Genomic DNA, 22,787 nt, shown 5'->3' on the forward strand with positions numbered 1-22,787 from the left:
AACTAATGAACTATTTGATTAAAACCGGTGCATTGGCGCTTATCCTCGGATGTGCTTCAGTCGCCAACGCTGCTGACAAGAACGTAACTGTGACGCTGAATCCTCAGGAATCGGCTCCGGTGATTAATAAGGAGATATACGGCCAGTTTGCCGAACACCTTGGAACATGTATCTACGGTGGTATATGGGTAGGCGAAGATTCTCCCATTCCCAACACCAACGGCTATCGTAACGATGTGCTTCAGGCTATGCGTGACATCAAGGTGCCCGTGCTTCGCTGGCCCGGCGGATGCTTTGCCGACGAATACCACTGGGTCGACGGTATCGGCCCGAAGGAGAACCGTCCCCGCATGGTCAACAACAACTGGGGTGGAACTGTGGAGGACAACAGCTTCGGAACTCATGAATTCTTCAACCTTTGCGAACTTATCGGTGCCGAGCCTTATCTGAGCGGCAACGTGGGCAGCGGCTCTGTCGAGGAGCTTGCCAAGTGGGTTGAGTACATAACCGCCGAGGAGGGTCCCATGGCCAAGATTCGTAAGGAAAACGGTCGTGAGAAGCCTTGGCATCTTAAATATCTCGGTGTAGGTAATGAAAGCTGGGGTTGCGGCGGTAACTTCACCCCCGAATTCTATGCCGATGCATATCGCCGTTATCAGACCTACTGCCGTAACTTCAACGGCAACCGCCTGTTTAAAATCGCTTCAGGTGCAAGCGACTACGATTATAACTGGACCGAAGTCCTGATGGACAAGGCCGGTAATCTCATGGACGGTATCTCACTCCACTACTACACAACTCCCGGTTGGGTAGGCAGCAAGGGTTCGGCTACCAAGTTTACCGACGACGACTACTACTGGACTCTCGGCAAGTGTCTTGAAGTGGGTGATGTAACCCGCAAGCACATGGACATCATGGACAAGTTTGACCCCAACAAGCGTGTCGCTCTTCTTGTTGACGAGTGGGGAACATGGTGGGACGAGGAGCCCGGAACCGTGCCCGGTCACCTCTATCAGCAAAACACAATGCGTGACGCAATGGTGGCAGCTCTGTCATTGAACGTGTTCCATGACCTTACCGACCGTGTGAAGATGACCAACATCGCACAGATTGCCAACGTGCTCCAGTCGATGGTGCTCACCAAGGACAATCAGATGGTGCTTACTCCTACCTACTATGTGTTCAAGATGTATGTTCCTCATCAGGATGCAAAGCTTATCCCCCTTTCGGTAAACACTACCTATCGTAAGGTGCGTGACAATCGTCTTGTGCCCGTAATCAGCGCAACTGCATCGGAGAAGGACGGCAAGGTGGCCATATCGCTTGTTAACACCGACCTCAACGAACCTTGCGAAATCGACATACCTCTCGGCAACATCAAGGCTAAGAATGTAAAGGGTGAAATCCTTACCTCGGCCAACATCGCCGATTATAACGATTTCGGTCAGCCCGAGAAGGTGACTCTCAAGGCTTTCAATGGTGCAAAAATCAACAAGGGTTCACTCAAGTTGACTTTGCCGGCCAAGTCCATCGTCACCCTTCAGCTCGATTAATGAAGTAAGCACTTTTTCATTATACGTAATACGCCCCGGGAAGTTCAGCCTTCTCGGGGCGTATTTTTGCTACGTGTGTGTCCCATAGGATTAGCAATTATCAAATATGTGGGTCTCTCCTTGAATGGATTTGTAGGTTTAACAACTCTGATTGATAAATGGTCGCTCCCGTAGGGATTATTTCACATAAATTGGCTCAAATAGCGGGATTTAACTTTGTGTTAACTGAAAAAGCGAGGCATGACCGCATTGGGGCCGTGCCTCGCTTTATTTGATTGTAATGCTGTTTCGCTTATTCGCCGAGTTTTGACTGGATGGCCTTGGTGGCTTCTTCGTAACCTGGCTTTTCAAGTAGAGCGAACATATTGCGCTTGTAATCCTCTACACCGGGCTGGTTGAACGGATTCACATCGAGAATGTATCCTGATATTCCGCAAGCTTTCTCAAAGAAGTAGATGAGCTGGCCGAGATATTCCTCGTTGAGTTCGGGAATGGTGATGCGGATGTTGGGAACGCCGCCGTCGACATGGGCTATGCGAGTGCCGAGTTCAGCCATCTTGTTGACTTCGTCGACGCGTTTTCCTGCGATGTAATTCAATCCGTCAAGGTTTGCTTCGTCTGACGGGATGACTTTGGTGTGCTTTACTGAGTCAACCGACAGCACTGTTTCAAATATTGTGCGTTCGCCGTCCTGTATCCACTGGCCCATTGAGTGAAGGTCGGTGGAGAAGTCGACTGCTGCCGGATATATGCCCTTGTGGTCCTTGCCCTCGCTTTCGCCGTAAAGCTGTTTCCACCACTCTCCGAAGTAGTGGAGCTTGGGATTGTAGTTTACGAGGATCTCAATCTTCTTCCCGGCCTGGTAAAGAGCGTTACGTGCGGCTGCATATAGCTCGCTCACATTGTCGTCGCTTGCCTTCTCGGTGTCGTGTTGCAGTTCAAGAGCGCCTTTTACGAGCTTCTTGATGTCAAATCCGGCAACTGCGATGGGAAGCAGTCCCACGGGGGTAAGTACTGAGAATCGTCCGCCTACGTTATCGTCGATTACGAATGTCTTGTAACCCTCTTCGGTGGCAAGCTGGCGCAATGCTCCACGCTTGGCGTCGGTTATGGCTACGATGAGCTTTGAAGCCTTCTCCTTGCCCACCTGGGCCTCGAGCTGCTCCTTAAGAAGGCGGAATGCGATTGCCGGCTCGGTAGTGGTTCCCGATTTTGAGATTACGATGATTCCGAATCTCTTGTCCTTCAGGAATTCCTGGAGCTCATAGAGGTAATCCTCTCCTATGTTCTGTCCGGCAAAGAGCACTTTGGGGTTGTTGGGCAATGCCGGAGTATATGCGTCAAATGAGTTGCTGAGGGCTTCTATTACGGCCTTGGCTCCGAGATAGGAACCGCCGATGCCTATTGACACCACATAATCGCATGAATTACGCAGCTCATCGGCCACGGCCTGGATTTCATCGAGGTGATGAGCCGGGGTGCGAGAGGGGAGGTCGAGCCAGCCGAGGAAGTCGTTTCCTTCGCCTGTGCCCTTGTTGAGCTTTTCAAGTCCTGCGGCGGCAGCGCCTTCCTGAAGCGTGCGAACCGATTCCTCGCTGACTGTATTGAGGATGTGCTTGATGTTTACTTGAATTTTTTTCATAACTGTTGGTGTTAAATATGTCATTTAAGGGTTATATCAATTCGGTGCTGAGTTTTTCAAACGCTAATGACACGGGACAACGCTCGTATAGTATACGATAAACACAGTCGAGCAGCGGCATGTTCACGTTGTATTTACGATTTATTTCATGAATACACTTTGTGCCGTAATATCCTTCGGCCACCATTTCCATTTCCATCATGGCTGCTTTTACGGTGTAGCCTCGTCCTATCATGGCTCCGAAATTGTGGTTGCGCGAGAATCGGGAATAGGATGTCACGAGCAGGTCGCCGAGATAGACTGAATCGCATATCTGACGCTCTTCGGGGGATATGGCTTCGATGAACCGCGCCATTTCTCGGATTGCATTGGATATTACCATTGCCTGATAGTTGTCGCCGGCTTTTAACCCGTGTACCATTCCTGACGCTATTGCGTAGATGTTTTTCAGTACTCCTGCGTATTCGATTCCGTGTACATCGGTCGAAACGAATGTCTTCATTGCTTTCCCGTCGAGCATGGATGTGAATTTACGTGCAAGCTCGATGTCGTTGCAGGCAACGGTAAGATAGCTCAATCGGCCGAGTGCCACCTCTTCGGCATGGCAGGGGCCCGACACGACTACTATGCGTGACGGGTCGACACCGTAGTACTCCACCATGTAGTCGCTTATCACCTCATTTTCGTCGGGGACGATGCCTTTGGTGGCGACTACGATGTTTTTGTCCGATATGTCGGCTGTCAACTTTGCCAGATGGCTCTTGAAGTAGGGCGACGGCATTGCCATGAGAAGGGTGTCGGCTTCGGAGCATGCCGCGTTTATGTCGCTGCGGAAATCGATGCGTCCTATTGGGAACTCTACATCCGACAGATAGGCGGGATTGTGTCCGAGCCTCTTGAAGTCGTTGATGCGGTCGTCGCGGCGCATGTACCATATAATCGAGTCGCAATTCTGTAGCAGCAGTTTTGACAGGGCGGTGGCCCAGGAGCCTCCACCCATCACCGCTATCTTGCCGGGGAACGGGAATGTTGATTCTACTGTTCGACTGCTGCAATCCATGACTTGATGTCGTCCTGTGTCGGATTTTTAAGTTCGAGTTTGAATTTCTTGTTAATGCCGCATAGATCCTGGAATATCTTGCCCGGATTGGCTCCTGCGAGCTGGCTTACGGTCATTATGCCGGCTTTCTGAAGCGGTGCAACCCATTCGGCGGGTACTCCTATTGCGGTGTAGGCCTCTTCCTTGTCGCGGGGCTGGACTTTTTCGGGGCGCATCTGCGGGAATAGCAGCACCTCCTGAATGGTAGTCTGGCCGGTCATCAGCATCACGAGTCGGTCCATGCCGATTCCCATGCCTGAAGTGGGAGGCATTCCGTACTCAAGAGCGCGGATGAAGTCCTTGTCGATTATCATGGCCTCGTCGTCGCCTTTTTCGGCAAGGCGCATCTGCTCTACAAAGCGTTCATACTGGTCGATGGGGTCGTTAAGCTCGGAATATGCGTTGGCAAGTTCCTTTCCGTTGACCATAAGCTCGAAGCGCTCGGTTAGCTCGGGATTGTTGCGGTGACGCTTGGTGAGGGGCGACATTTCGATGGGATAGTCGATGATGAAAGTGGGCTGGATGTAGTTGCCCTCGCACTTCTCGCCGAATATCTCGTCGATGAGCTTGCCTTTGCCCATGGTTTCATCGGCTTCGATGTCGAGCTTGCGGCACACTTCGCGCAATTGCTCTTCGTCCATGCCGGCGATGTCGATGCCGGTGTGCTCCTTTATTGCATCGATCATCGTTATGCGCTTGAAGGGAGCCTTGAAGCTTATAGTGTTGTCGCCTACCTTGACTTCGGTCGTGCCGTTGACATCGAGGCATATCTTTTCAAGCATCTTTTCGGTGAAGTCCATCATCCAGTTGTAGTCCTTGTAGGCAACGTAGATTTCCATACAGGTGAACTCGGGGTTGTGGGTACGGTCCATGCCTTCGTTGCGGAAGTTCTTTGAAAACTCGTAGACACCTTCAAAGCCACCTACGATGAGGCGCTTCAGGTAAAGCTCGTCGGCGATGCGCAGATACAGGGGAATGTCGAGCGCATTGTGATGAGTGATGAAGGGGCGTGCGGCTGCACCGCCGGGTATCGACTGCAGGATGGGTGTTTCCACCTCCATGTAACCGTGGTCGTTGAAGTAGTTGCGCATCGAGTTGAACACTTTGGTGCGCTTGATGAATATGTCCTTTACTTGATCGTTGACAACGAGGTCGACATAGCGGCGGCGGTAACGCAGCTCGGGATCGTCGAATGCATCGTAGGTAACGCCGTCCTTGACCTTGACGATGGGGAGCGGACGCAGTGACTTGCTAAGCACCGTGAGCTCGCGGGCGTGAACCGAAATTTCGCCGGTCTGAGTGCGGAACACGTAGCCTTTCACTCCCACGAAGTCGCCTATGTCGAGGAGTTTTTTGAACACTACATTGTATAGCTCCTTGTCTTCGCCGGGACAGAGGTCGTCGCGGCTTATGTAGACTTGAATGCGGCCTTTCGAGTCCTGAAGTTCCATGAATGAGGCTTTGCCCATTATGCGGCGGCTCATTATGCGGCCGGCTATGCACACCTCGCGTTGAGGCGCATCGTCGCTGAATGTCTCTTTAATCTCGGTGGTATAGGCGTCGGTGGGGTACAGGGCTGCGGGGTAGGGGTCTATGCCCATACGACGCATTTCGTCAAGACTTCCTCGGCGCACTATCTCTTGTTCGCTCAATTCAAGTATATTCATAATTGTATACAATTTATCAAATTGATGCAAAATTACATAATAATTGCCTAATAATCCTCACTCCTAACGCCTTTTTTGGCTTGTCGGCCGTTTGATACACCTCATTTTTGTTATTATTGCCTTTTTTGCCGTAAAATTTGGGTAAATTAATAATTTAGGTTAATTTTGCACAATTAATGAGCCTACTTTTTCGGCTCTCATTTGTTATATACTGAAAAATATTAATACACAATGGCTGATAAAGACCCGAAACAGAATGAACCTATTGAGCTTGATGTGCTCAACAAGGAGAATGAAGAGTTAAAGAACAATGTGACCAAAGGTCAGAAGTATGTAATGTGGGGCATGATTGCCATTTCGGTAATCGCCATCATCGTTATCATCTACATTTTTGCAGTGCGTAACCCCGGTATAAAGGCCGCCAACGAGGCTGTGTCGCAGGCCGACATCACCCTCTCGCAGGGCAATGACTCGGTAGCGCTTGCACAATATCAGCAGGTTGCTAACGAATATGGATATGAGGCCGGCAACCGTGCCGCTCTTGTTGCCGCAACAATGCTTTACCGTGACGGAAAGTATGAGGAGGCAATCAACAACCTGAAGAACTTCGATCCCAAGGAAGCTCTTGTGGGTGCTGCTGCAATGTCGCTCGAAGGTGACTGCTATGTCAATCTCCAGAAGTATTCCGATGCTCTTGCTTCCTACGACAAGGCCATTAAGATAAGCGACAACAACGCTCTCTACACTCCGCTCTTCATGCTTAAGAAGGCCACCGTGCTTCGCGAGCAGAAGGATTATGCCGCCGAGCTCAAGGTGCTCAAGGCCATCAAGGCTGATTATCCCGAATATTCACGCGCTTACAATCTTGACATTGACAAGTACATCGCACGCGCCGAATATCAGGCCTCGGAAAAATAAGAGTGACTTAATACTTGAAATTTAACGGATGGTGCCGTCCCCGAAAATGGGGCGGCACTATTTGTATTTATTAAGAGCCGGTTTGACAATAAATGCTAATTGTTGGCGGTTGCTGTGTAAAGTAGGGCGTTATGTCGCGGATTTTCATTAATTTTGTAAGAAATCATTAACCCAACAACATTTCTATTGCAATGAATTACCGACACTTCCTGGCCGCCGGCGCCATGTTGCTTGCAGCAATGTCGCCATTGAGCGCACAGCAGCGGCTTTATCCCAATGAGTTTTCGTTGAGCGATGTGCAATTGCTCGACGGCCCTTTCAAGCATGCCTGCGACCTGAATGTGGATGTGCTGCTACAATACGATGTCGACCGATTGCTTGCACCCTTCCTGAAAGAGGCCGGCCTGCAGCCCAAGGGCGAGCTTTTTCCAAACTGGGAAGGGCTTGACGGACATGTGGGCGGACACTATCTTTCGGCTCTCTCCATTCACTATGCCGCAACAGGCAATGAGAAGCTTAAATCGCGAATGGATTACATGATATCGGAACTGAAAAGATGCCAGGACGCCAACGGTAACGGCTATATAGGCGGCGTGCCCAACGGTGCCAAGCTGTGGAAGGAGATACATGACGGCAATGTGGGCATTGTGTGGAAATACTGGGTGCCCTGGTATAATGTTCACAAGACCTATGCCGGACTGCGTGACGCATGGGTGTACACGGGTGACAAGCAGGCGCGTGACATGTTCCTGAAGTTATGTGACTGGGGCATCGATGTCATAGCACCTCTTGACGACAAGCAGATGGAGGCTATGCTCGACAACGAGTTTGGAGGCATGGACGAAGTTTACGCCGACGCTTATGCCATGACCGGAGATAAGCGTTACCTTGATGCCGCCAAGCGTTTCGCTCACCATTGGCTGCTCGACAGCATGGCGGCCGGTGTCGACAACCTTGATAACAAGCACGCCAACACTCAGGTGCCTAAGGTTGTAGGCTATCAGCGAATAGCCGAGCTTGACGGCGACAAGACATTTGACTCGGCTGCCCGATTCTTCTGGAACACCGTGGTGCATGACCGCTCACTGTCGATAGGCGGAAACAGCCGTCGCGAGCACTTTGCTTCGGCTGCCGATTGCAAGAGTTACGCTGATGACCGCGAAGGCCCCGAGTCATGTAACACCAACAATATGCTGAAGCTGACCGAGGGTCTGTTCCGAATGTCGCCTACCGCCGAGTATGCCGATTTCTACGAGCGCGCTCTGTTCAATCATATCCTGTCGACCCAACACCCCGAACACGGAGGTTACGTTTACTTCACCTCGGCTCGCCCGGGTCACTACCGCGTCTATTCCCAGCCCAACAGCGCGATGTGGTGCTGCGTTGGAACCGGAATGGAGAATCACGGAAAATACGGACAATTCATATACACTCATTCGGGCGATTCGCTTCAGGTTAACCTCTTCATCGCATCGCGTCTTAACTGGCGTGACAAGGGAGTGACACTAACCCAGTCGACATCGTTTCCCGACTCCGAGTCATCGCGCCTCGTCGTGAATACCCGTGGCAAGAAGAAGTTCAAGCTGCAGCTGCGTCACCCGGGATGGTGCGAGGGCATGACTGTAAAAGTCAATGGAAAGGAGATTGCAGCCTCTCCGGCGCAGTCCTATGTGACGATCGACCGTACATGGCGTGACGGTGATGTGGTGGAGCTGTCGTTGCCCATGGCCGTAACGGTTGAGGAGATACCCAATGTGCCCGATTACATATCGATCGTGCGCGGTCCCATTGTGATGGGTGCGCGTTACAGTACCGAAAATCTCGACGGTCTTGTAGGTGACGACGGCCGTTGGGCGCACATCGCATCAGGTCCGCTTGTTTCGGTGTTTGATACTCCGTTACTTATAGGAACGCGTGACGAGATTCTTAAGAAGCTCAATAACATGAAGCCTGTCGAGGGCAAGTCGATGACATATACCGTCCCCGGACTGTTTGATGCCAAATATGCGTCACTTGAGCTTGAGCCCTTTGCCCGCATCCACGATTGCCGTTACATGATGTACTGGCTTTCGATGACCCCCGAGCAATATGGCTCCTATCTGCGCGAAGAGCAATTGAAGGAGGAGATGCGCCTCGCTCTTGACCGCCGCACTGTCGATGCTGTCAACACCGGGGAGCAGCAGCCTGAGGCGGATCACGGCATGAAGTTTGACCGCTCCAATAAAGGCAACTTTCAGGGCGAGCCTTGGCGTGACGCTTCCAACGGAGGCTACTTCAGCTACATGTTGAGCACCGACAATCTTGATTCGCTTGCCCTTATGGTACGCTACTGGGGCAATGAGAACGGAAAGCGTACATTTGACATACTCGTTGACGACACACTGCTTGCTTCGGAAAATGTGTCGGGCAAGTGGAAGCGTGACGAATTTGTGAATGTGGAGTATCCTATTCCCGCCGATCTGCTCGCCGGCAAATCGCACGTGACGGTAACATTCCGCAGCCATCCCGGACATAGTGCGGGAGGCATATACCATGTAAGGCTTATAAAGAGCGAGGAGAAGTAATCAACTTCTTTAGCTTGCGCTTATACAATAAAAGGGCGGTTTTGTGGTTATTATAGTACAATGTCACATTACATGGTACGATACACGCTGACCGCCCTCGCCATATTGTTTCTTCACTCGACGCTCGTCGCCGAAACTCCGAAGGACGAATTCAATCCTGTGCAGACGGGGGTGACTTCGCTTAACATAGCTCCCGATGCACGCGGTGCATCGATGGGCGATATCGGTGCGGCAACCGATCCCGATGCCAATTCCCAGTTCTGGAATCCGGCAAAGTATGCATTTGCCTATAGCGGTGGGGCGGTGTCGCTCAGCTACACTCCGTGGCTGCGCAAGATTGTCGACGACATATTTCTCGCCAACCTTTCGGGATACTGGAAGATAGGTGACGGCGACAATCAGGCTGTGAGCGCTTCGCTGCGTTACTTTTCGCTTGGTGAGATAACCACGGGCAGCGACATCTCGGCAGGTCAGACTCTTAATCCCTATGAGATGTCGGTCGATGTGGGCTATTCACGTAAATTGTCCGACAAATATTCGATGGGAGTCGTGTTGCGTTACATCTATTCCGACCTTGGCTTTTCGACCTCATACTCGGGCGACCAGTCGACCGGAGCTTCGGCATTTTCGGCCGATATAGCCGGTTTCTTCACCTACTATCCCATGATAGGGCGCAATGAGTGTCAATGGTCGTGGGGCTGGAACGTGTCCAATGTGGGAAGCAAGGTGAGCTATAACAACGGGGAGAGTCCCGCATTCCTGCCCGCCAACCTGCGACTTGGAACTACATTCACATTCCCTCTTGCCGACTACCACAATCTTGCCCTTTCGCTCGACATGAACAAACTGCTTGTCCCCACCAAGCCCCGTCGAGGCGACTATGACGACACTCCTGAAGGCGAACAGCGTTATCTTGATGCCCTTGTGGAGTGGGAGGATATGTCGCCTATAACCGGAATATTCAAGTCGTTTGGCGATGCTCCGGGGGGATTTAAAGAGGAGTTGCGCGAGATTACATGGTCGATAGGTGCTGAATACAGCTATAATCAGCAGTTTTTCCTCAGGGCCGGATACTACTATGAAAATGAGTTCAAGGGAGGTCGCAAATATTTCGGTATGGGTGCTGGATTCGCCCTCAATGTGCTTCGGCTCGACGCTTCCTATATGATAGCTACCGCGCAGACATCGCCGCTTGACCAGACACTTCGTTTCACGCTTACATTTGACATGGACGGACTCAAGGAGATGTTCGGACGCAAGTAAATAAAATTTTATAATCATGAATATACCTAATTTTCGCATAGGCAACGGATTTGATGTCCACCGCCTCGTCGAGGGTCGTGACTTGTGGCTCTGCGGCGTAAAGATACCACACACTCTCGGATTGCTCGGACACAGCGATGCCGATGTCGCTCTTCATGCTTTGTGTGACGCACTGCTCGGTGCTGCCGCGCTGCGTGACATAGGCTATCATTTCCCCGATACCGATCCTGCTTATAAAGGCGCCGATTCAAGGGTATTGCTGCGTCGTGTGCGTGAATTATTGGCGGCAAGAGGTTATGTAATAGGCAATGTCGACATAACCATAATGGCACAGGCTCCTAAGTTGCTGCCTCATATTCCGGCGATGATCGAGTGTGTAGCCTCCGACCTTGGACTTGAGATTGATTGCGTTTCGGTTAAGGCTACAACCACCGAGCGACTTGGATTCACCGGTCGGGAGGAGGGTATAGCCGCACAGGCAGTAGCTCTCATCTGTCGCATATAGGGTGTGGCATTTGTCCCGTTTTGCCCTATTGTTGGCGCATAAGGCGTTTCTGCCGGTAAACGGCAGTCGTTTTGTCGCGGGCATAATCCGTTATGGCAGTATAATTGTTATCTTTGTGCAATAAAATTTAACGGGATTAGGATATGCGAATATTGTCGACTGTTTTGTCTTTGCTGGTTGGCATCTTTTCCGTTGCAGGTCAAGAGATTGACTTGATTAAATATGCCGACTTTGAAAACTGGGTTACTCGCAATATCACCGAGTCGAAGCTGCTTGGCGGAAACACAAAGAAAGTCTACAAGATAGCTCCCGAAATGGTGATTGACGGCAACAAGGTCTATTCCAATATGGGCGGTTCGCCATGGGCCACATCCAATGTGATGGCCAACGTGATGGGCATCGTCAAGGCGAGCAATGCCGTGTTTCCCGATGCCAATCCCGCCGGAGGCCGTTGCTGCAAGCTAACTACTGTAATAGAGAAAGTCAAGGTGCTCGGCATTGTAAACCTTCAAGTCCTTGTGTCGGGGTCGATATATCTCGGCTACAATATAGAGCCTATAAAAAATGCGTCAAATCCCTATTCCAAAATGGAGATGGGCATTCCTTTTACCCGCCGTCCCTCGGCTTTGCGCATTGACTATAAGGTGCATATCCCTGAAGGGGTAAGCCGTGTACGCGCCACCGGTTCGTCGCGAAAGGATATTCCCGGGAAGGACAATGCCGAGGTCTACATCCTGCTTCAGCGACGCTGGGAGGATGCCGACGGCAACATATATGCCGCGAGGGTGGGAACCGGCCGCGAGCGTTACGCTACATCAACCGATTGGATTCGCAATCACGACATAAAGGTGCTTTACGGCGACATATCTTCACATCCCGACTATAAGGATTACATGGGGCTTATTCCCGAGGAACGCTCCTATTACGCACGCAACTCCAAGGGCAAGATGGTGCCTGTGAAAGAGGTGAAGTGGGACGCTCCCGATGCAGTGCCGACCCACATGCTCGTTATGGCTTCGTCGGGTTGCGGTGTGGCTTTTGAGGGTACCCCCGGCATGACATTGTGGGTCGACAATTTGCGGCTCGTCTATTGAAGAACTGCGGCCCCGGCGTTAACAAATATTAGGAAACGGGGTCTAATACACCTTAAATCATGGAATATGGCCATTTTATTGGCCTCAGTTTATGGAAGTCACAGAAAAAAACGTTATATTTGCACGCTGAAAAAATTGCGAAAAATTTTTATTAATAACTTTAAATATCACTTAACTTACACATGCAAAGCAAAGGTACGACCGGAAGTGCTATATCCGGTGTGATAGCGATCTTCTTGGTACTCGTGTGTCTGTTTTATCTCTCATTCTCTTGGGTGACCAAGCGTTACGAGGATAAGGCTACCGAGTATGCTATGGTGATGTCGGGCGGTGACGCTGCTTCCGACTCTTACAAGAAGGCTTACAAAAACTACATCGACTCTATCGGTAAGGAGAAGGTTTATCCCGTTCTCGGTTATACGTTCAATCAAGTTCAGAAGATGGGCGTAGGCCTCGGCCTCGACCTGAAAGGAGGTATGAACGTTATCCTTCAGGTTTCGGTTCCCGACATTCTCCGCTCTATGGCTAACGCCGAAGGCAACAAGACTTTCAATGCCGTAATTTCAGCTACCGATTCAGTAGTCAAGAAGACTAAGACGAGCGACTATGTTGCCGCCTTCTTCAAGGAATATCAGCGCATCGACCCCTCGGCCGACATGGCTGTCGTGTTCAAGAACGTGGCTAAGCGTGGCGAAAACGCTGCGCAGGTTGAGGCAACAGTAAAGCAGGAGGTTAAGGACCGTGTGGCAAGTTCGACCAACGTGCTCCGCAACCGTATCGACCAGTTTGGCGTTGTATCGCCCAACATTCAGGAACTTGAGAAGGACGGTCAGATTCTTCTTGAACTTCCCGGCGTTAAAGAGCACGACCGTGTGCGTGAGCTTCTTAAGGCATCGGCCAACCTCGAATTCTACGAAGTTTACACCATCGACGAGATTCAGTCGCAGCTCATGGCTCTTGAGAATGCACTCCGCAGCGACAGCACCGCCAATGTAAACAGTATCTTCGCTTACTTTGACGGTCAGGGCTATCCCGGCACTCCCATCGTAGGTATGGCAACTCAGGCTCATCGCGAGGTAATCGATTCAATCCTCGAGAGCCCTGTTGCAGCTCGCATCCTTCCTTCCAACCTTAAGCTCCGCTGGGAGGTTAAACCTCAGGAAGTTCAGTACACCGACACAGCCACCAACACTACCCGCAAGGCTGAAATCTATCAGCTCATCGCTCTTAAGTCAAACAACGGCAAGCCCGCCCTTGCAGGTGATGTCGTAGTATCGGCAACAAGCGACTTCGACAACATGTCGGGTAACTACGTTTCGATGAACATGAACAGCGAAGGCGCAAAGGCTTGGGCCCGCGTTACTCAGAACAACCTCGGCAAGCCCGTGGCAATCGTGCTTGACGATCATGTATACTCTTATCCCCGCATCAACTCGGTAATCGAGGGCGGTCGCTCACAGATAACCGGCCAGTTCACTGTCGAGGATGCAAAGGACTTGGCCAACGTGCTCAAGTCAGGTAAGATGGCTGCCAAGGTAGACATCATCAGCGATACCGTAATCGGTCCTTCGCTCGGTAAGCAGGCAATTCATGACGGATTCCTTTCGTTTGTCATCGCACTCGTGCTCTTGATGGCGTTCATGATGTTCTTCTACGGATTCATTCCCGGACTCGTTGCCAACATGGGACTTGTGTGCAACCTCTTCTTTACATTCGGTATACTTGCTTCATTCCAGGCAGTGCTTACGCTCCCCGGTATCGCCGGTATCGTGCTTGCTCTCGGTATGGCCGTTGACGCCAACGTGCTTATCTTCGAGCGCGCCAAGGAGGAACTTCGCGCCGGCAAGAACATTCGTCAGGCAATCGCCGACGGTTACAGCAACGCTTTCTCGGCAATCTTCGACTCTAACTTGACTTCGGTAATCACCGCAGTGATTCTGCTTCTTTACGGAACAGGCCCCATCAAGGGTTTTGCTACTACCCTTATCATCGGTATCGTATGCTCATTCTTCACTGCAGTGTTCCTTACCCGTCTTGTATTCATCGGATTTGGAAAGACCGCTCCCTTCCAGCGCTTGACATTCACCACCAAGCTCTCTCGCAATATGCTTACCGACACCAAGATCAACTTCCTTGGTCAGCGTAAGGTTTCATTTACCGTTTGCGGTATATTGGCACTGGTTGTTGTTGCGTCGCTCTTCCTTCGTGGAATGAATCAGGGTATCGACTTCTCGGGTGGTCGCAACTATGTAGTTCAATTTGATCATCCCGTAAAGACTCATGAGATTCAGAGCAAGCTTGCTCCCTCGTTCCCCAATGCATCACTTTCGGTAATCACCATCGACAATGACACCAAGGTGCGTATCTCGACCAACTATAAGATCAATGAGGAAACCGATGGCGTTGACCGTGAAATCACCGAAATCCTCTACAGTGGTCTTAAGGATGAGATAGGCAACATGAGCCTTGAGGACTTCTCGACAACCAATGAGAATGTTGGTATCCAGAGCTCACAGAAGGTAGGTCCTACAATCGCAGCCGACATGAAGAACGATGCTTACATCGCCGTTGTCCTGTCGCTCATCGCGATGTTCCTCTACATCTTGCTCCGATTCCACAATGTAGCATTCTCGGTAGGTGCTCTCGCCGCAGTTGCATTCACCGCATTCACTATCATCGGATTCTACTCGCTCTTCTGGGGCATACTTCCGTTCTCAATGGAGATTGACCAGACATTCATTGCGGCAATCCTTACCGTTATCGGTTACCAGATCAACGATACGGTGGTTGTGTTTGACCGTGTGCGTGAAAATACTCAGCTCTATCCCAAGCAGGATTTCTTCAGCATGATCAACATGTCAATTAACTCGACATTGAGTCGTACAATCATGACATCATGCTCTACGCTTCTTGTGCTTCTGTGTATCTTCATCCTTGGTGGTGAATCTATCCGCAGCTTTACGTTTGCAATGTTGTTCGGTGTAATCACCGGTACACTTGCCACTATCTACGTGGCAGCTCCGGTAGCTTATCTCACCGACCGTCGTCGCAATTCAGGCAAGAAAGCCGCATAATTCAACATTGATATAAATATCGAGAGGCCGTGTCAATTTTGGCACGGCCTCTTTTGTGTATATAACAGGCTGTTAATTATGATGATACGAGCGGGATGTGACAATAAAATCGATGTAATGAAAAATAACTACGAAAATTTCGTAGAAATATTTTGGCGGTCTACGAATTTTTCGTAGATTTGCGTTGTGTAAATTTAATATTGAATCATATTTATGACTCCACTCACTCATCAGGAAGAAGAAATCATGCGTTGCGTGTGGCAACTCGGCTTATGCAATGTAAAGCAGGCCATCGAATTGCTGTCGGTTCCGCGGCCTCCTTACACTACAGTGGCTTCAGTATTTAAGAATCTGGAGCGTAAAGGGTATGTAGCCTCCCGTCTTGAAGGGAACACCTACATATATCGCCCGGCCATTGACGAGCAGGATTACAAGCGCACGTTTCTCGGTAATGTCGTCGGCTCTTACTTCAAGAACTCCTACAAGGAGCTTGTCACCTTCTTTGCGCGTGACAATAAGATATCAAGTGACGAACTTCGTGAAATAATAGATTTGATAAACAAAGGCGAGGAGGATAAGTGATGAATGCAATCCTTTTATATCTGCTTGAGGTCAACATCATCGTCACGGTCGTCTATCTGGCCTATCGTTTGTTGCTGAGTCGTGACACACATTTCCAGTGGAGGCGTGCTTTTATGCTGGCAGGCGTTACGGTGGCTGTTGTGTTCCCGCTTGTTGATTTCGGCGTGACAGCCGAAAAGTTGGGTGGTCGTGTCGCTTATGTCGGCCCTGCATTGCAGGTTGTTCACGGCGCGGTCAGCAATGTCGTTGACAATGTCGCAATTGATGTGCAGTCGCTGCTCGTTGCGCTATATGTGTCGGTCGCTGCTGTTCTGTTGCTCTATCTTGTCGTGAGGGTGGGGAGTGTGTTTGCGCTTGTTAGCCGTTACGATGACATGACGGTTGCCGACCGAAAGCTCTTCGTGATGCCCGGCAATTCAGGCGCATTCTCCTTCTTCGGATTCATTTTTGTGAGCGAAGGCTTTATTGACGATGACAATGTGATATCGCATGAAGCGGTGCATGTCGATCAGCTGCATTCGGTGGATGTGCTGATGTCGGAATTTCTGTCGATATTGTGCTGGTTCAATCCTGTCGCATGGTTGTTGAGAGGCGAAATGCGTGACAATCTTGAATATATTGCCGATTCGCGTGTGATGACGCGTGACAACCGTCGGCAATATCAGATGAGTCTTCTTGCGATGACCGATAATCAGGCTATAGCAAAATTCTATAATAACTTTAATGTATCATCCCTTAAAAAACGAATCAAAATGATGAATCAAAAGAAAAAATCATCAGTGGCGCTTGTGCGCTACATGATTGCAATTCCTGCTGTGTTGGCATTGGCGTTTATATGCTCCAACTGGGCTGATGCCGCTCCTGTTTCCGCTCCTGACACTACCGAAGCATCGGCCACTGAGGAGGAAGTGCCCCAGTTTCCCGGTGGAATGGTGGAATTTCAGAAGTTTATGATGATGAATCTGCACTATCCTGCTGAAGCCTTTGAGGCTAATGAGCAGGGCACGGTAGTTGTGCAGATGTGCATAAATGCCGACGGTTCGGTGTCTGATGCCAAGGTGGTTAAAAGCGTTTCGCCGTCGTTGGATGCCGCTGCGTTGGAATTGATTTCCAAGTGTCCTCGATGGGAGCCGCTTAAAAAGTCCAAATCGGTGTGTGTGAATGTGCCGGTCACATATAAACTTAGCGTAAGTGAGCCTGCTGAAAAAGAGGAGAAGGAGGACGGCGCAGTTCCCGGAACGGTGGCCGTAAGATTTGAATAAGCATCTCGTCGCTACTCTGTAGTCAATACAGTGCGCCGCATCGAGCATGGTGAGGCGTGCTGTTTTGCGGGTTTCAGCAGGGACTTTCTTTTGATGATACATAAATATAAAAGGACTCGTCGGCAATGTCGGCGAGTTCTTTATGATTTTAATAGTTTTGAGTTTCTTATTTCCCCGGCTTCGGCGTTATTGAATTTGGAGCGCCGATGTTGTTCAGTGACTTGACATCCTGCTTTACATCTTCAGGTGTTGCGTCGCTGTAGTATGAATCTTCGATTCCCGGAAGTTCGTCAATGGGGTGGGTCAACTTTTTAGCGTTGATAGGTTGATTGTCAAAAGGCATGGTGTTGATGATTTAGATTAGTAATAGAGTTATATAGGTTTAACAATTGTGTGCCGTAAACGGTTCATTGGTTTAATAGAAAAGCCACGGGTCATCAAAACTCGTGGCTTAAGTAGCAAAGTAGAGATTTGGTAGCCCATAGGAGAATCGAACTCCTCTTTCAAGAATGAAAATCTTGCGTCCTAACCGATAGACGAATGGGCCATGAGAGTTTTGTGCCTTCTAATGGCGCAATCCTCTATTAAGCGTTGGCGAGCTTGTTTACGTGAAGTGCAAGCTTGCTCTTAAGGTTACCTGCCTTGTTCTTTGAGATTGTTCCCTTTGCAGCGAGGCGGTCGAGAAGTGAGCTTACCTTGATATAGGCTGCTGCAGCTTCTGCTTTGTCGGTCATTGCACGAAGACGGCGCACGGCGTTACGTGCGGTCTTGGCATAATAACGATTGCGGAGTCGGCGTGACTCAGTCTGACGGATTCTCTTAATAGATGACTTATGATTTGCCATTATAAAAAAACTCTTTTATACTTTGTGTTTAATTTAATTTGGTAGCCCATAGGAGAATCGAACTCCTCTTTCAAGAATGAAAATCTTGCGTCCTAACCGATAGACGAATGGGCCGACATGCGCTGTGCGCAAAAGCGAGTGCAAATATAGATACTTTTTTTTATTCTCGCAAATAAATCGCGATAAATAGCTCATTTAATGAAATTTTTCATGGCAATGACTATGTTTTTAGTAACTTTAGGGTCGTTTTATGACTGTAAATCCACTATGTTGACCCATCTGAATTGCATCGCTTTGCGCACTGTGAAGTACAGTGACCGCAATAATATACTCACTGCCTATTCGCGGGAAATGGGGCGCGTCGCGTTGTTGATGTCGGCCGGAGGCAGTCGCGAGGCTGTTCGACGCAGGGCTGTCACGATGCCTTTGACTCCCTTTGAATGCATCGCCGATGTAAGACCGGGGCGTGACATATACAATGTACGCGAACCACGGGCCTTGTTGCCACTACATGGGTTGCACTCCAATCCTGTAAAGGGCGCTGTGGCCATGTTCATGGCCGAGCTGCTCGGAACGGTGCTTACCGAGAGCCAGGAGGATGCGGCACTCTATGCCTTCCTGGTCGATTCGATAGAGCGATTTGACTCTATGTCACGCGGGGTGGCTAATTTCCATCTTGCGTTTCTGTATCGTCTTGGTCGTTACATAGGCATTGAGCCCGATGTGTCGACCTACGCTCCCGGGCGTGTGTTTGACATGGTTGACGGTACATTCCGCTCTTCACCGCCGCTTCATCGTCGCTTCCTTCCTCCCGAGGATGCTGCCACGGTGGCCTTGTTGTCGCGCATGACATGGGACAACTTGGCTGCGTTCCGCTTCAGTCGCAACCAGCGTAACTCGACTCTTACGGCTATCCTGGAATACTACACTTTACACTATGCGGCGTTGTCGGGGCTTAATTCGCTCGATGTTATGCGCAGGCTGTTTGATTAGCCTTGGCTATTGAGGGTCGCACTTGCATATTAATGTGGAAATGCTTAACTTTGTCGTGATTCAACCGATGGCCTGGTAGTTCAACGGATAGAATAGAGGTTTCCTAAACCTTAGATAGCGGTTCGATTCCGCTCCGGGCTACAATATCAAACATGTATTAACCGAATATCCGATTCTTGCTTCCATGAACATCATTCGTAAATCTCTCATCACTGCAATTTTGGCCTCCGGGCTTGCTTTCAACGCCACCGCATCATCGGCAGCTCCCGATGAAAAGGACTATGTGGCCTATCTGTTCACCTACTTTACGGGCAATCACATAAAGCAGGAGGCCGTGTGCTACGGCATAAGCCTCGACGGCTATAACTACTATGCCCTTAACGACAATAAGCCTGTGCTCGACTCAAAGGTCATCAGCTCTACAGGCGGCGTGCGCGATCCCCACATTCTGCGCGGTGCCGACGGAAAAACATTCTACATGGTTCTTACCGACATGGTTTCGGGCAACGGCTGGGACTCCAACCGCGCCATGGTGCTGTTGAAGAGTGACGACCTTATAAATTGGAAGAGCTCGGTAGTGAATATGCAGAAGCGTTATGACAACCAGGAAAAGCTTAAGCGAGTGTGGGCGCCTCAAACAATCTATGACGACAAGGCCGGAAAGTATCTCGTTTACTGGTCGATGAAATACGGCGACGGTCCCGATGTTATATACTACGCCTATGCCAACGATGATTTCACCGACTTCGAGGGCGAGCCGAAGCCTTTCTTCCTGCCCGCCGACAAGAAGTCGTGTATCGACGGCGACATTGTTTACAAGGACGGTGTGTACCACCTTTTCTACAAGACCGAAGGTCACGGCAACGGCATCAAGGTTGCCACAACCGACAATCTTACTTCGGGAAAGTGGACCGAGCAGCCCGACTATAAGCAGCAGACAACCGATGCCGTTGAGGGTGCCGGAACATTCAAGCTTATAGGGGAGGACAAATATATATTAATGTATGATGTCTACACCAACGGCCGTTATGACTTTACCGAAACAACCGACCTTACCAACTTCAAGAAGGTTGATTGCCCCGTGACTATGGACTTCCACCCGCGTCACGGTACGGTAATTCCCATCACCAAGGCCGAGTTTGATGCCGTGACATCACGTTGGGGGATGCCCGAAGCTCTTAAGAAGAAATAATGTGATGTGCCCGGAATGTCGGGTGTTCATATAATAAATAGCAGGCGAGAGCCGCAGCGAATATTGGAAATCGTTGCGGCTCTCGTGTCTTTTGTTAACAATAGGCATATTTTATCGGGCATTTTGTTAAGATAAATAATTTTATTTAGTACTTTTGCAAAATAATTTGCTGAATTAGCAGCAAAGGTTAAACAATATGTAAGGTATATAACGTTTATTTGTTGTCAAGAATAAAATAATATGTCAAAAGTAACCAAAGAAATGGCCCTCGAGTATCACCGCGAGGGCAAGCCGGGCAAAATCGAAGTAGTGCCCACGGTGCCTTATTCATCACAGCAGGATCTCGCATTGGCTTATTCGCCGGGCGTAGCTTATCCCTGCCTTGAAATTGAACAAAATCCCCAGGATGCCTATGAGTACACGAGCAAGGGCAATCTTGTGGCGGTGATTTCCAATGGAACAGCCGTACTCGGGCTTGGCGACATAGGCGCTCTTGCCGGAAAACCCGTAATGGAAGGTAAGGCGTTGCTGTTTAAGATTTTTGCCGGACTTGACTGTTTTGACATTGAGGTAAATGAGAAGGACCCCGAAAAATTCATACAGATTGTCAAGGCTCTGTCGCCCACATTCGGCGGCATCAACCTTGAGGATATAAAGGCTCCCGAATGTTTTGAGATAGAGCGTCGCCTCCGTGAGGAGTGTGACATCCCCGTGATGCACGACGACCAGCACGGCACGGCGATCATCTCGGCGGCCGGATTGATCAACGCCCTTGAGATACAGCAAAAGAACATAAGCGACATCAAGCTTGTCGTAAACGGAGCCGGTGCCGCCGCAGTGAGCTGTACGCGCCTCTATATCGCGCTCGGCGTGCGTCCCGAAAATGTCGTGATGTGCGACTCCAAGGGAGTAATCAACCGCAAGCGCACCGGATTGAACGCTCAGAAGCTCGAATTTGCCACCGACCGTGACATCGACACTCTTGAGGATGCAATGAAGGGCGCCGATGTGTTCCTCGGCCTTTCGGTAAAGGATGTGGTGACACCCGAGATGCTCAAGTCGATGAACGACAGGCCCATTGTGTTTGCCCTTGCCAATCCCGATCCCGAGATTGCCTATGATGTGGCAATGGAGTCGCGTCCCGACCTGATATTCGCTACAGGCCGTTCCGACTATCCTAACCAGATAAACAATGTGCTCGGATTCCCCTACATATTCCGCGGCGCTCTCGACTCGGGCGCTACCGTAATCAACGAAACGATGAAGCTCGCTGCCGTAAAGGCCATCGCCGCCCTTGCCAAAGAGCCCGTACCTTCGGTGGTAAATGCCGCATACGAGATGTCAAATCTGCGTTTCGGACGCGAATATATACTTCCCAAACCCCTTGATCCGCGACTCATCACAACTGTGGCTCCCGCTGTTGCACGCGGTGCCATGGAGTCGGGCGTGGCTCGTCGTCCCATCACCGACTGGGATGCCTATAACGACAAGCTCCGTCAGCTCATGGGCTACGACAACAAGCTCATGCGTCGCTTCACCGAGGAGGCTCAGCGCAATCCCAAGCGTGTCGTATTTGCCGAGGCCAATACCGACAACATGCTTCGCGCTGCCGTAAACGCTTACCAGGACGGTATCTGCATACCTATCCTGCTTGGTAACGAGGAGATGATTCAAAAGCGTGCCGCCCGACTCGGTGTCGACATCACCGGACTCGAGATCGTGAATCTGCGTCACGACCGTGAGGCCGACCGCCGTGCCCGTTACGCTATGAATCTCGCCGAAAAGCGTCAGCGTGACGGAATGACCTATCCCGAAGCCCTTGAGATGATGTTTGACCGCAACTACTTCGGTATGATGATGGTTGAAACAGGCGAAGCCGATGCATTTATCGCCGGAACCTATTCGGGAAGTCACACTCCCGCCGAAATAGCGCGTGAGGTTGTAGGCATACGCCCCACTTACAACCATTTTGCTACAATGCACATCCTCAACACCAAGCGTGGTGTGTTCTTCCTTGCCGACACGATGATAAATCACGAAATGGACGAAGAAACGTTGCTCGACATCACCCGTCTTGCACGTAATTCTGTTGAGTATTTCGCTCATGAGCCGGTAATGGCCATGGTGTCATATTCCAATTTCGGTTCCAACAAGGAGGTCGAGCCGCGACTTGTGCATAACGTTGTCGAAAAGATGCACAAACTCTATCCCGAGTTGCCTATCGACGGAGAAATGCAGGTGCACTACGCCATCAACAAGAAAGTGCGTGACTCCAATTTCCCGTTCAGCCGCTTGAACGGAAAGGATGTCAACACTCTCATATTCCCCAATCTCAGCGCAGCCAACACTGCCTATAAGATGATGCTTGAGATGGGTCTTGCCGAAGCCATCGGTCCCATCCAGATGGGTCTTAACAAGCCTATCCACTTCATCAATGTCGATTCGCCGGTGCGTGACATTGTCAACCTCGCTACTGTGGCCGTACTTGATGCCGCCGTACTTGAGAAGATAGGCAACGACCATGACAAATAATT

General features: G+C 50.2%; 16 protein-coding genes, 3 tRNA genes and 1 pseudogene. 13 read left to right on the plus strand and 7 right to left on the minus strand.

Annotated elements, in window-relative coordinates; all coding sequences use genetic code 11:
* Positions 1-5: 5 nt before the first annotated feature.
* Positions 6-1,553, plus strand: a complete 1,548-nt coding sequence (locus E5354_RS04780) for an alpha-N-arabinofuranosidase (protein WP_123395447.1) — start codon at positions 6-8, stop codon at positions 1,551-1,553.
* 292 nt (positions 1,554-1,845) lie between these two features.
* Here E5354_RS04780 and E5354_RS04785 read toward each other — a convergent pair whose 3' ends face one another.
* The 3 genes from E5354_RS04785 to lysS are packed head-to-tail and all read right to left on the minus strand — an operon-like array spanning position 1,846 to position 5,961.
* Positions 1,846-3,195 carry a glucose-6-phosphate isomerase gene (locus tag E5354_RS04785; protein WP_135946629.1) on the minus strand — a complete coding sequence of 450 codons (1,350 nt, stop codon included), beginning with the start codon at positions 3,193-3,195 and terminating at the stop codon, positions 1,846-1,848.
* A gap of 31 nt (positions 3,196-3,226) precedes the next feature.
* Positions 3,227-4,255: an NAD(P)H-dependent glycerol-3-phosphate dehydrogenase gene (locus E5354_RS04790; protein ID WP_246863745.1), complete on the minus strand. Its 1,029-nt coding sequence runs from the start codon at positions 4,253-4,255 to the stop codon at positions 3,227-3,229.
* On the minus strand, positions 4,231-5,961 hold the full coding sequence (lysS, locus tag E5354_RS04795) for a lysine--tRNA ligase (RefSeq protein WP_123395450.1): 1,731 nt from the start codon (positions 5,959-5,961) through the stop codon (positions 4,231-4,233). Before lysS ends, E5354_RS04790 begins: the two co-directional genes overlap by 25 nt.
* Before the next feature lie 231 nt (positions 5,962-6,192).
* Here lysS and E5354_RS04800 point away from each other — a divergent pair, with 231 nt between their 5' ends.
* The 8 genes from E5354_RS04800 to E5354_RS04835 all read left to right on the plus strand — a co-directional run bounded on the left by E5354_RS04800 (position 6,193) and on the right by E5354_RS04835 (position 17,223).
* Positions 6,193-6,879, plus strand: coding sequence for a tetratricopeptide repeat protein (locus E5354_RS04800; protein ID WP_135946630.1), 687 nt, complete (start codon positions 6,193-6,195; stop codon positions 6,877-6,879).
* 191 nt (positions 6,880-7,070) lie between these two features.
* Complete coding sequence (locus E5354_RS04805; protein WP_135946631.1) at positions 7,071-9,443, plus strand: glycoside hydrolase family 127 protein; 2,373 nt, start codon at positions 7,071-7,073, stop codon at positions 9,441-9,443.
* Between the two features lie 72 nt (positions 9,444-9,515).
* Positions 9,516-10,706 (plus strand): type IX secretion system outer membrane channel protein PorV, encoded by a 1,191-nt coding sequence (gene porV / locus E5354_RS04810; RefSeq protein ID WP_135946632.1) that lies wholly within the window; start codon positions 9,516-9,518, stop codon positions 10,704-10,706.
* A gap of 16 nt (positions 10,707-10,722) precedes the next feature.
* Complete coding sequence (gene ispF, locus E5354_RS04815; RefSeq protein ID WP_210433133.1) at positions 10,723-11,211, plus strand: 2-C-methyl-D-erythritol 2,4-cyclodiphosphate synthase; 489 nt, start codon at positions 10,723-10,725, stop codon at positions 11,209-11,211.
* Positions 11,212-11,354: 143 nt separating this feature from the next.
* A complete protein-coding gene (locus tag E5354_RS04820) occupies positions 11,355-12,305 on the plus strand; it encodes a PCMD domain-containing protein (RefSeq protein WP_123395454.1) in 951 nt (316 codons plus the stop codon).
* A 182-nt stretch (positions 12,306-12,487) separates the two neighbouring features.
* Positions 12,488-15,379: a protein translocase subunit SecD gene (gene secD, locus E5354_RS04825; RefSeq protein WP_123395455.1), complete on the plus strand. Its 2,892-nt coding sequence runs from the start codon at positions 12,488-12,490 to the stop codon at positions 15,377-15,379.
* A gap of 213 nt (positions 15,380-15,592) precedes the next feature.
* Entirely contained in the window at positions 15,593-15,961 is a 369-nt protein-coding gene (locus tag E5354_RS04830) for a BlaI/MecI/CopY family transcriptional regulator (protein WP_123395456.1), read from the plus strand.
* On the plus strand, positions 15,961-17,223 hold the full coding sequence (locus E5354_RS04835) for a M56 family metallopeptidase (RefSeq protein ID WP_135946633.1): 1,263 nt from the start codon (positions 15,961-15,963) through the stop codon (positions 17,221-17,223). Before E5354_RS04830 ends, E5354_RS04835 begins: the two co-directional genes overlap by 1 nt.
* Before the next feature lie 166 nt (positions 17,224-17,389).
* On the opposite strand, the gene E5354_RS14175 is transcribed toward E5354_RS04835, so the two are convergent.
* From E5354_RS14175 to E5354_RS04850, 4 genes are all read right to left on the minus strand, one after another.
* Entirely contained in the window at positions 17,390-17,566 is a 177-nt protein-coding gene (locus E5354_RS14175) for a hypothetical protein (protein WP_168353828.1), read from the minus strand.
* A 129-nt stretch (positions 17,567-17,695) separates the two neighbouring features.
* Positions 17,696-17,770 (minus strand) — tRNA-Glu (locus tag E5354_RS04840).
* A gap of 37 nt (positions 17,771-17,807) precedes the next feature.
* Positions 17,808-18,068: a 30S ribosomal protein S20 gene (gene rpsT, locus E5354_RS04845; RefSeq protein WP_123395458.1), complete on the minus strand. Its 261-nt coding sequence runs from the start codon at positions 18,066-18,068 to the stop codon at positions 17,808-17,810.
* A 39-nt stretch (positions 18,069-18,107) separates the two neighbouring features.
* Positions 18,108-18,182 (minus strand) — tRNA-Glu (locus E5354_RS04850).
* Between the two features lie 153 nt (positions 18,183-18,335).
* Between E5354_RS04850 and recO the strand changes: the two genes are divergently transcribed.
* The 4 genes and pseudogenes from recO (at position 18,336) to E5354_RS04870 (ending at position 22,785) form a co-directional block, all read left to right on the plus strand.
* A complete protein-coding gene (gene recO, locus E5354_RS04855; RefSeq protein ID WP_168353829.1) occupies positions 18,336-19,061 on the plus strand; it encodes a DNA repair protein RecO in 726 nt (241 codons plus the stop codon).
* Positions 19,062-19,130: 69 nt separating this feature from the next.
* Positions 19,131-19,202, plus strand: a tRNA-Arg gene (locus E5354_RS04860).
* A gap of 43 nt (positions 19,203-19,245) precedes the next feature.
* Positions 19,246-20,235: pseudogene (locus E5354_RS04865) on the plus strand (glycoside hydrolase family 43 protein); the annotation flags it as partial.
* A gap of 258 nt (positions 20,236-20,493) precedes the next feature.
* The gene (locus E5354_RS04870) at positions 20,494-22,785 is read left to right on the plus strand and encodes an NADP-dependent malic enzyme (protein ID WP_135946635.1); all 2,292 of its coding nucleotides are present in this window, start codon (positions 20,494-20,496) and stop codon (positions 22,783-22,785) included.
* The last annotated feature ends 2 nt before the right edge of the window (positions 22,786-22,787 follow it).

Origin of the sequence: Muribaculum sp. NM65_B17 (assembly GCF_004793735.1) — a bacterium.
GTDB lineage: Bacteria > Bacteroidota > Bacteroidia > Bacteroidales > Muribaculaceae > Muribaculum > Muribaculum gordoncarteri.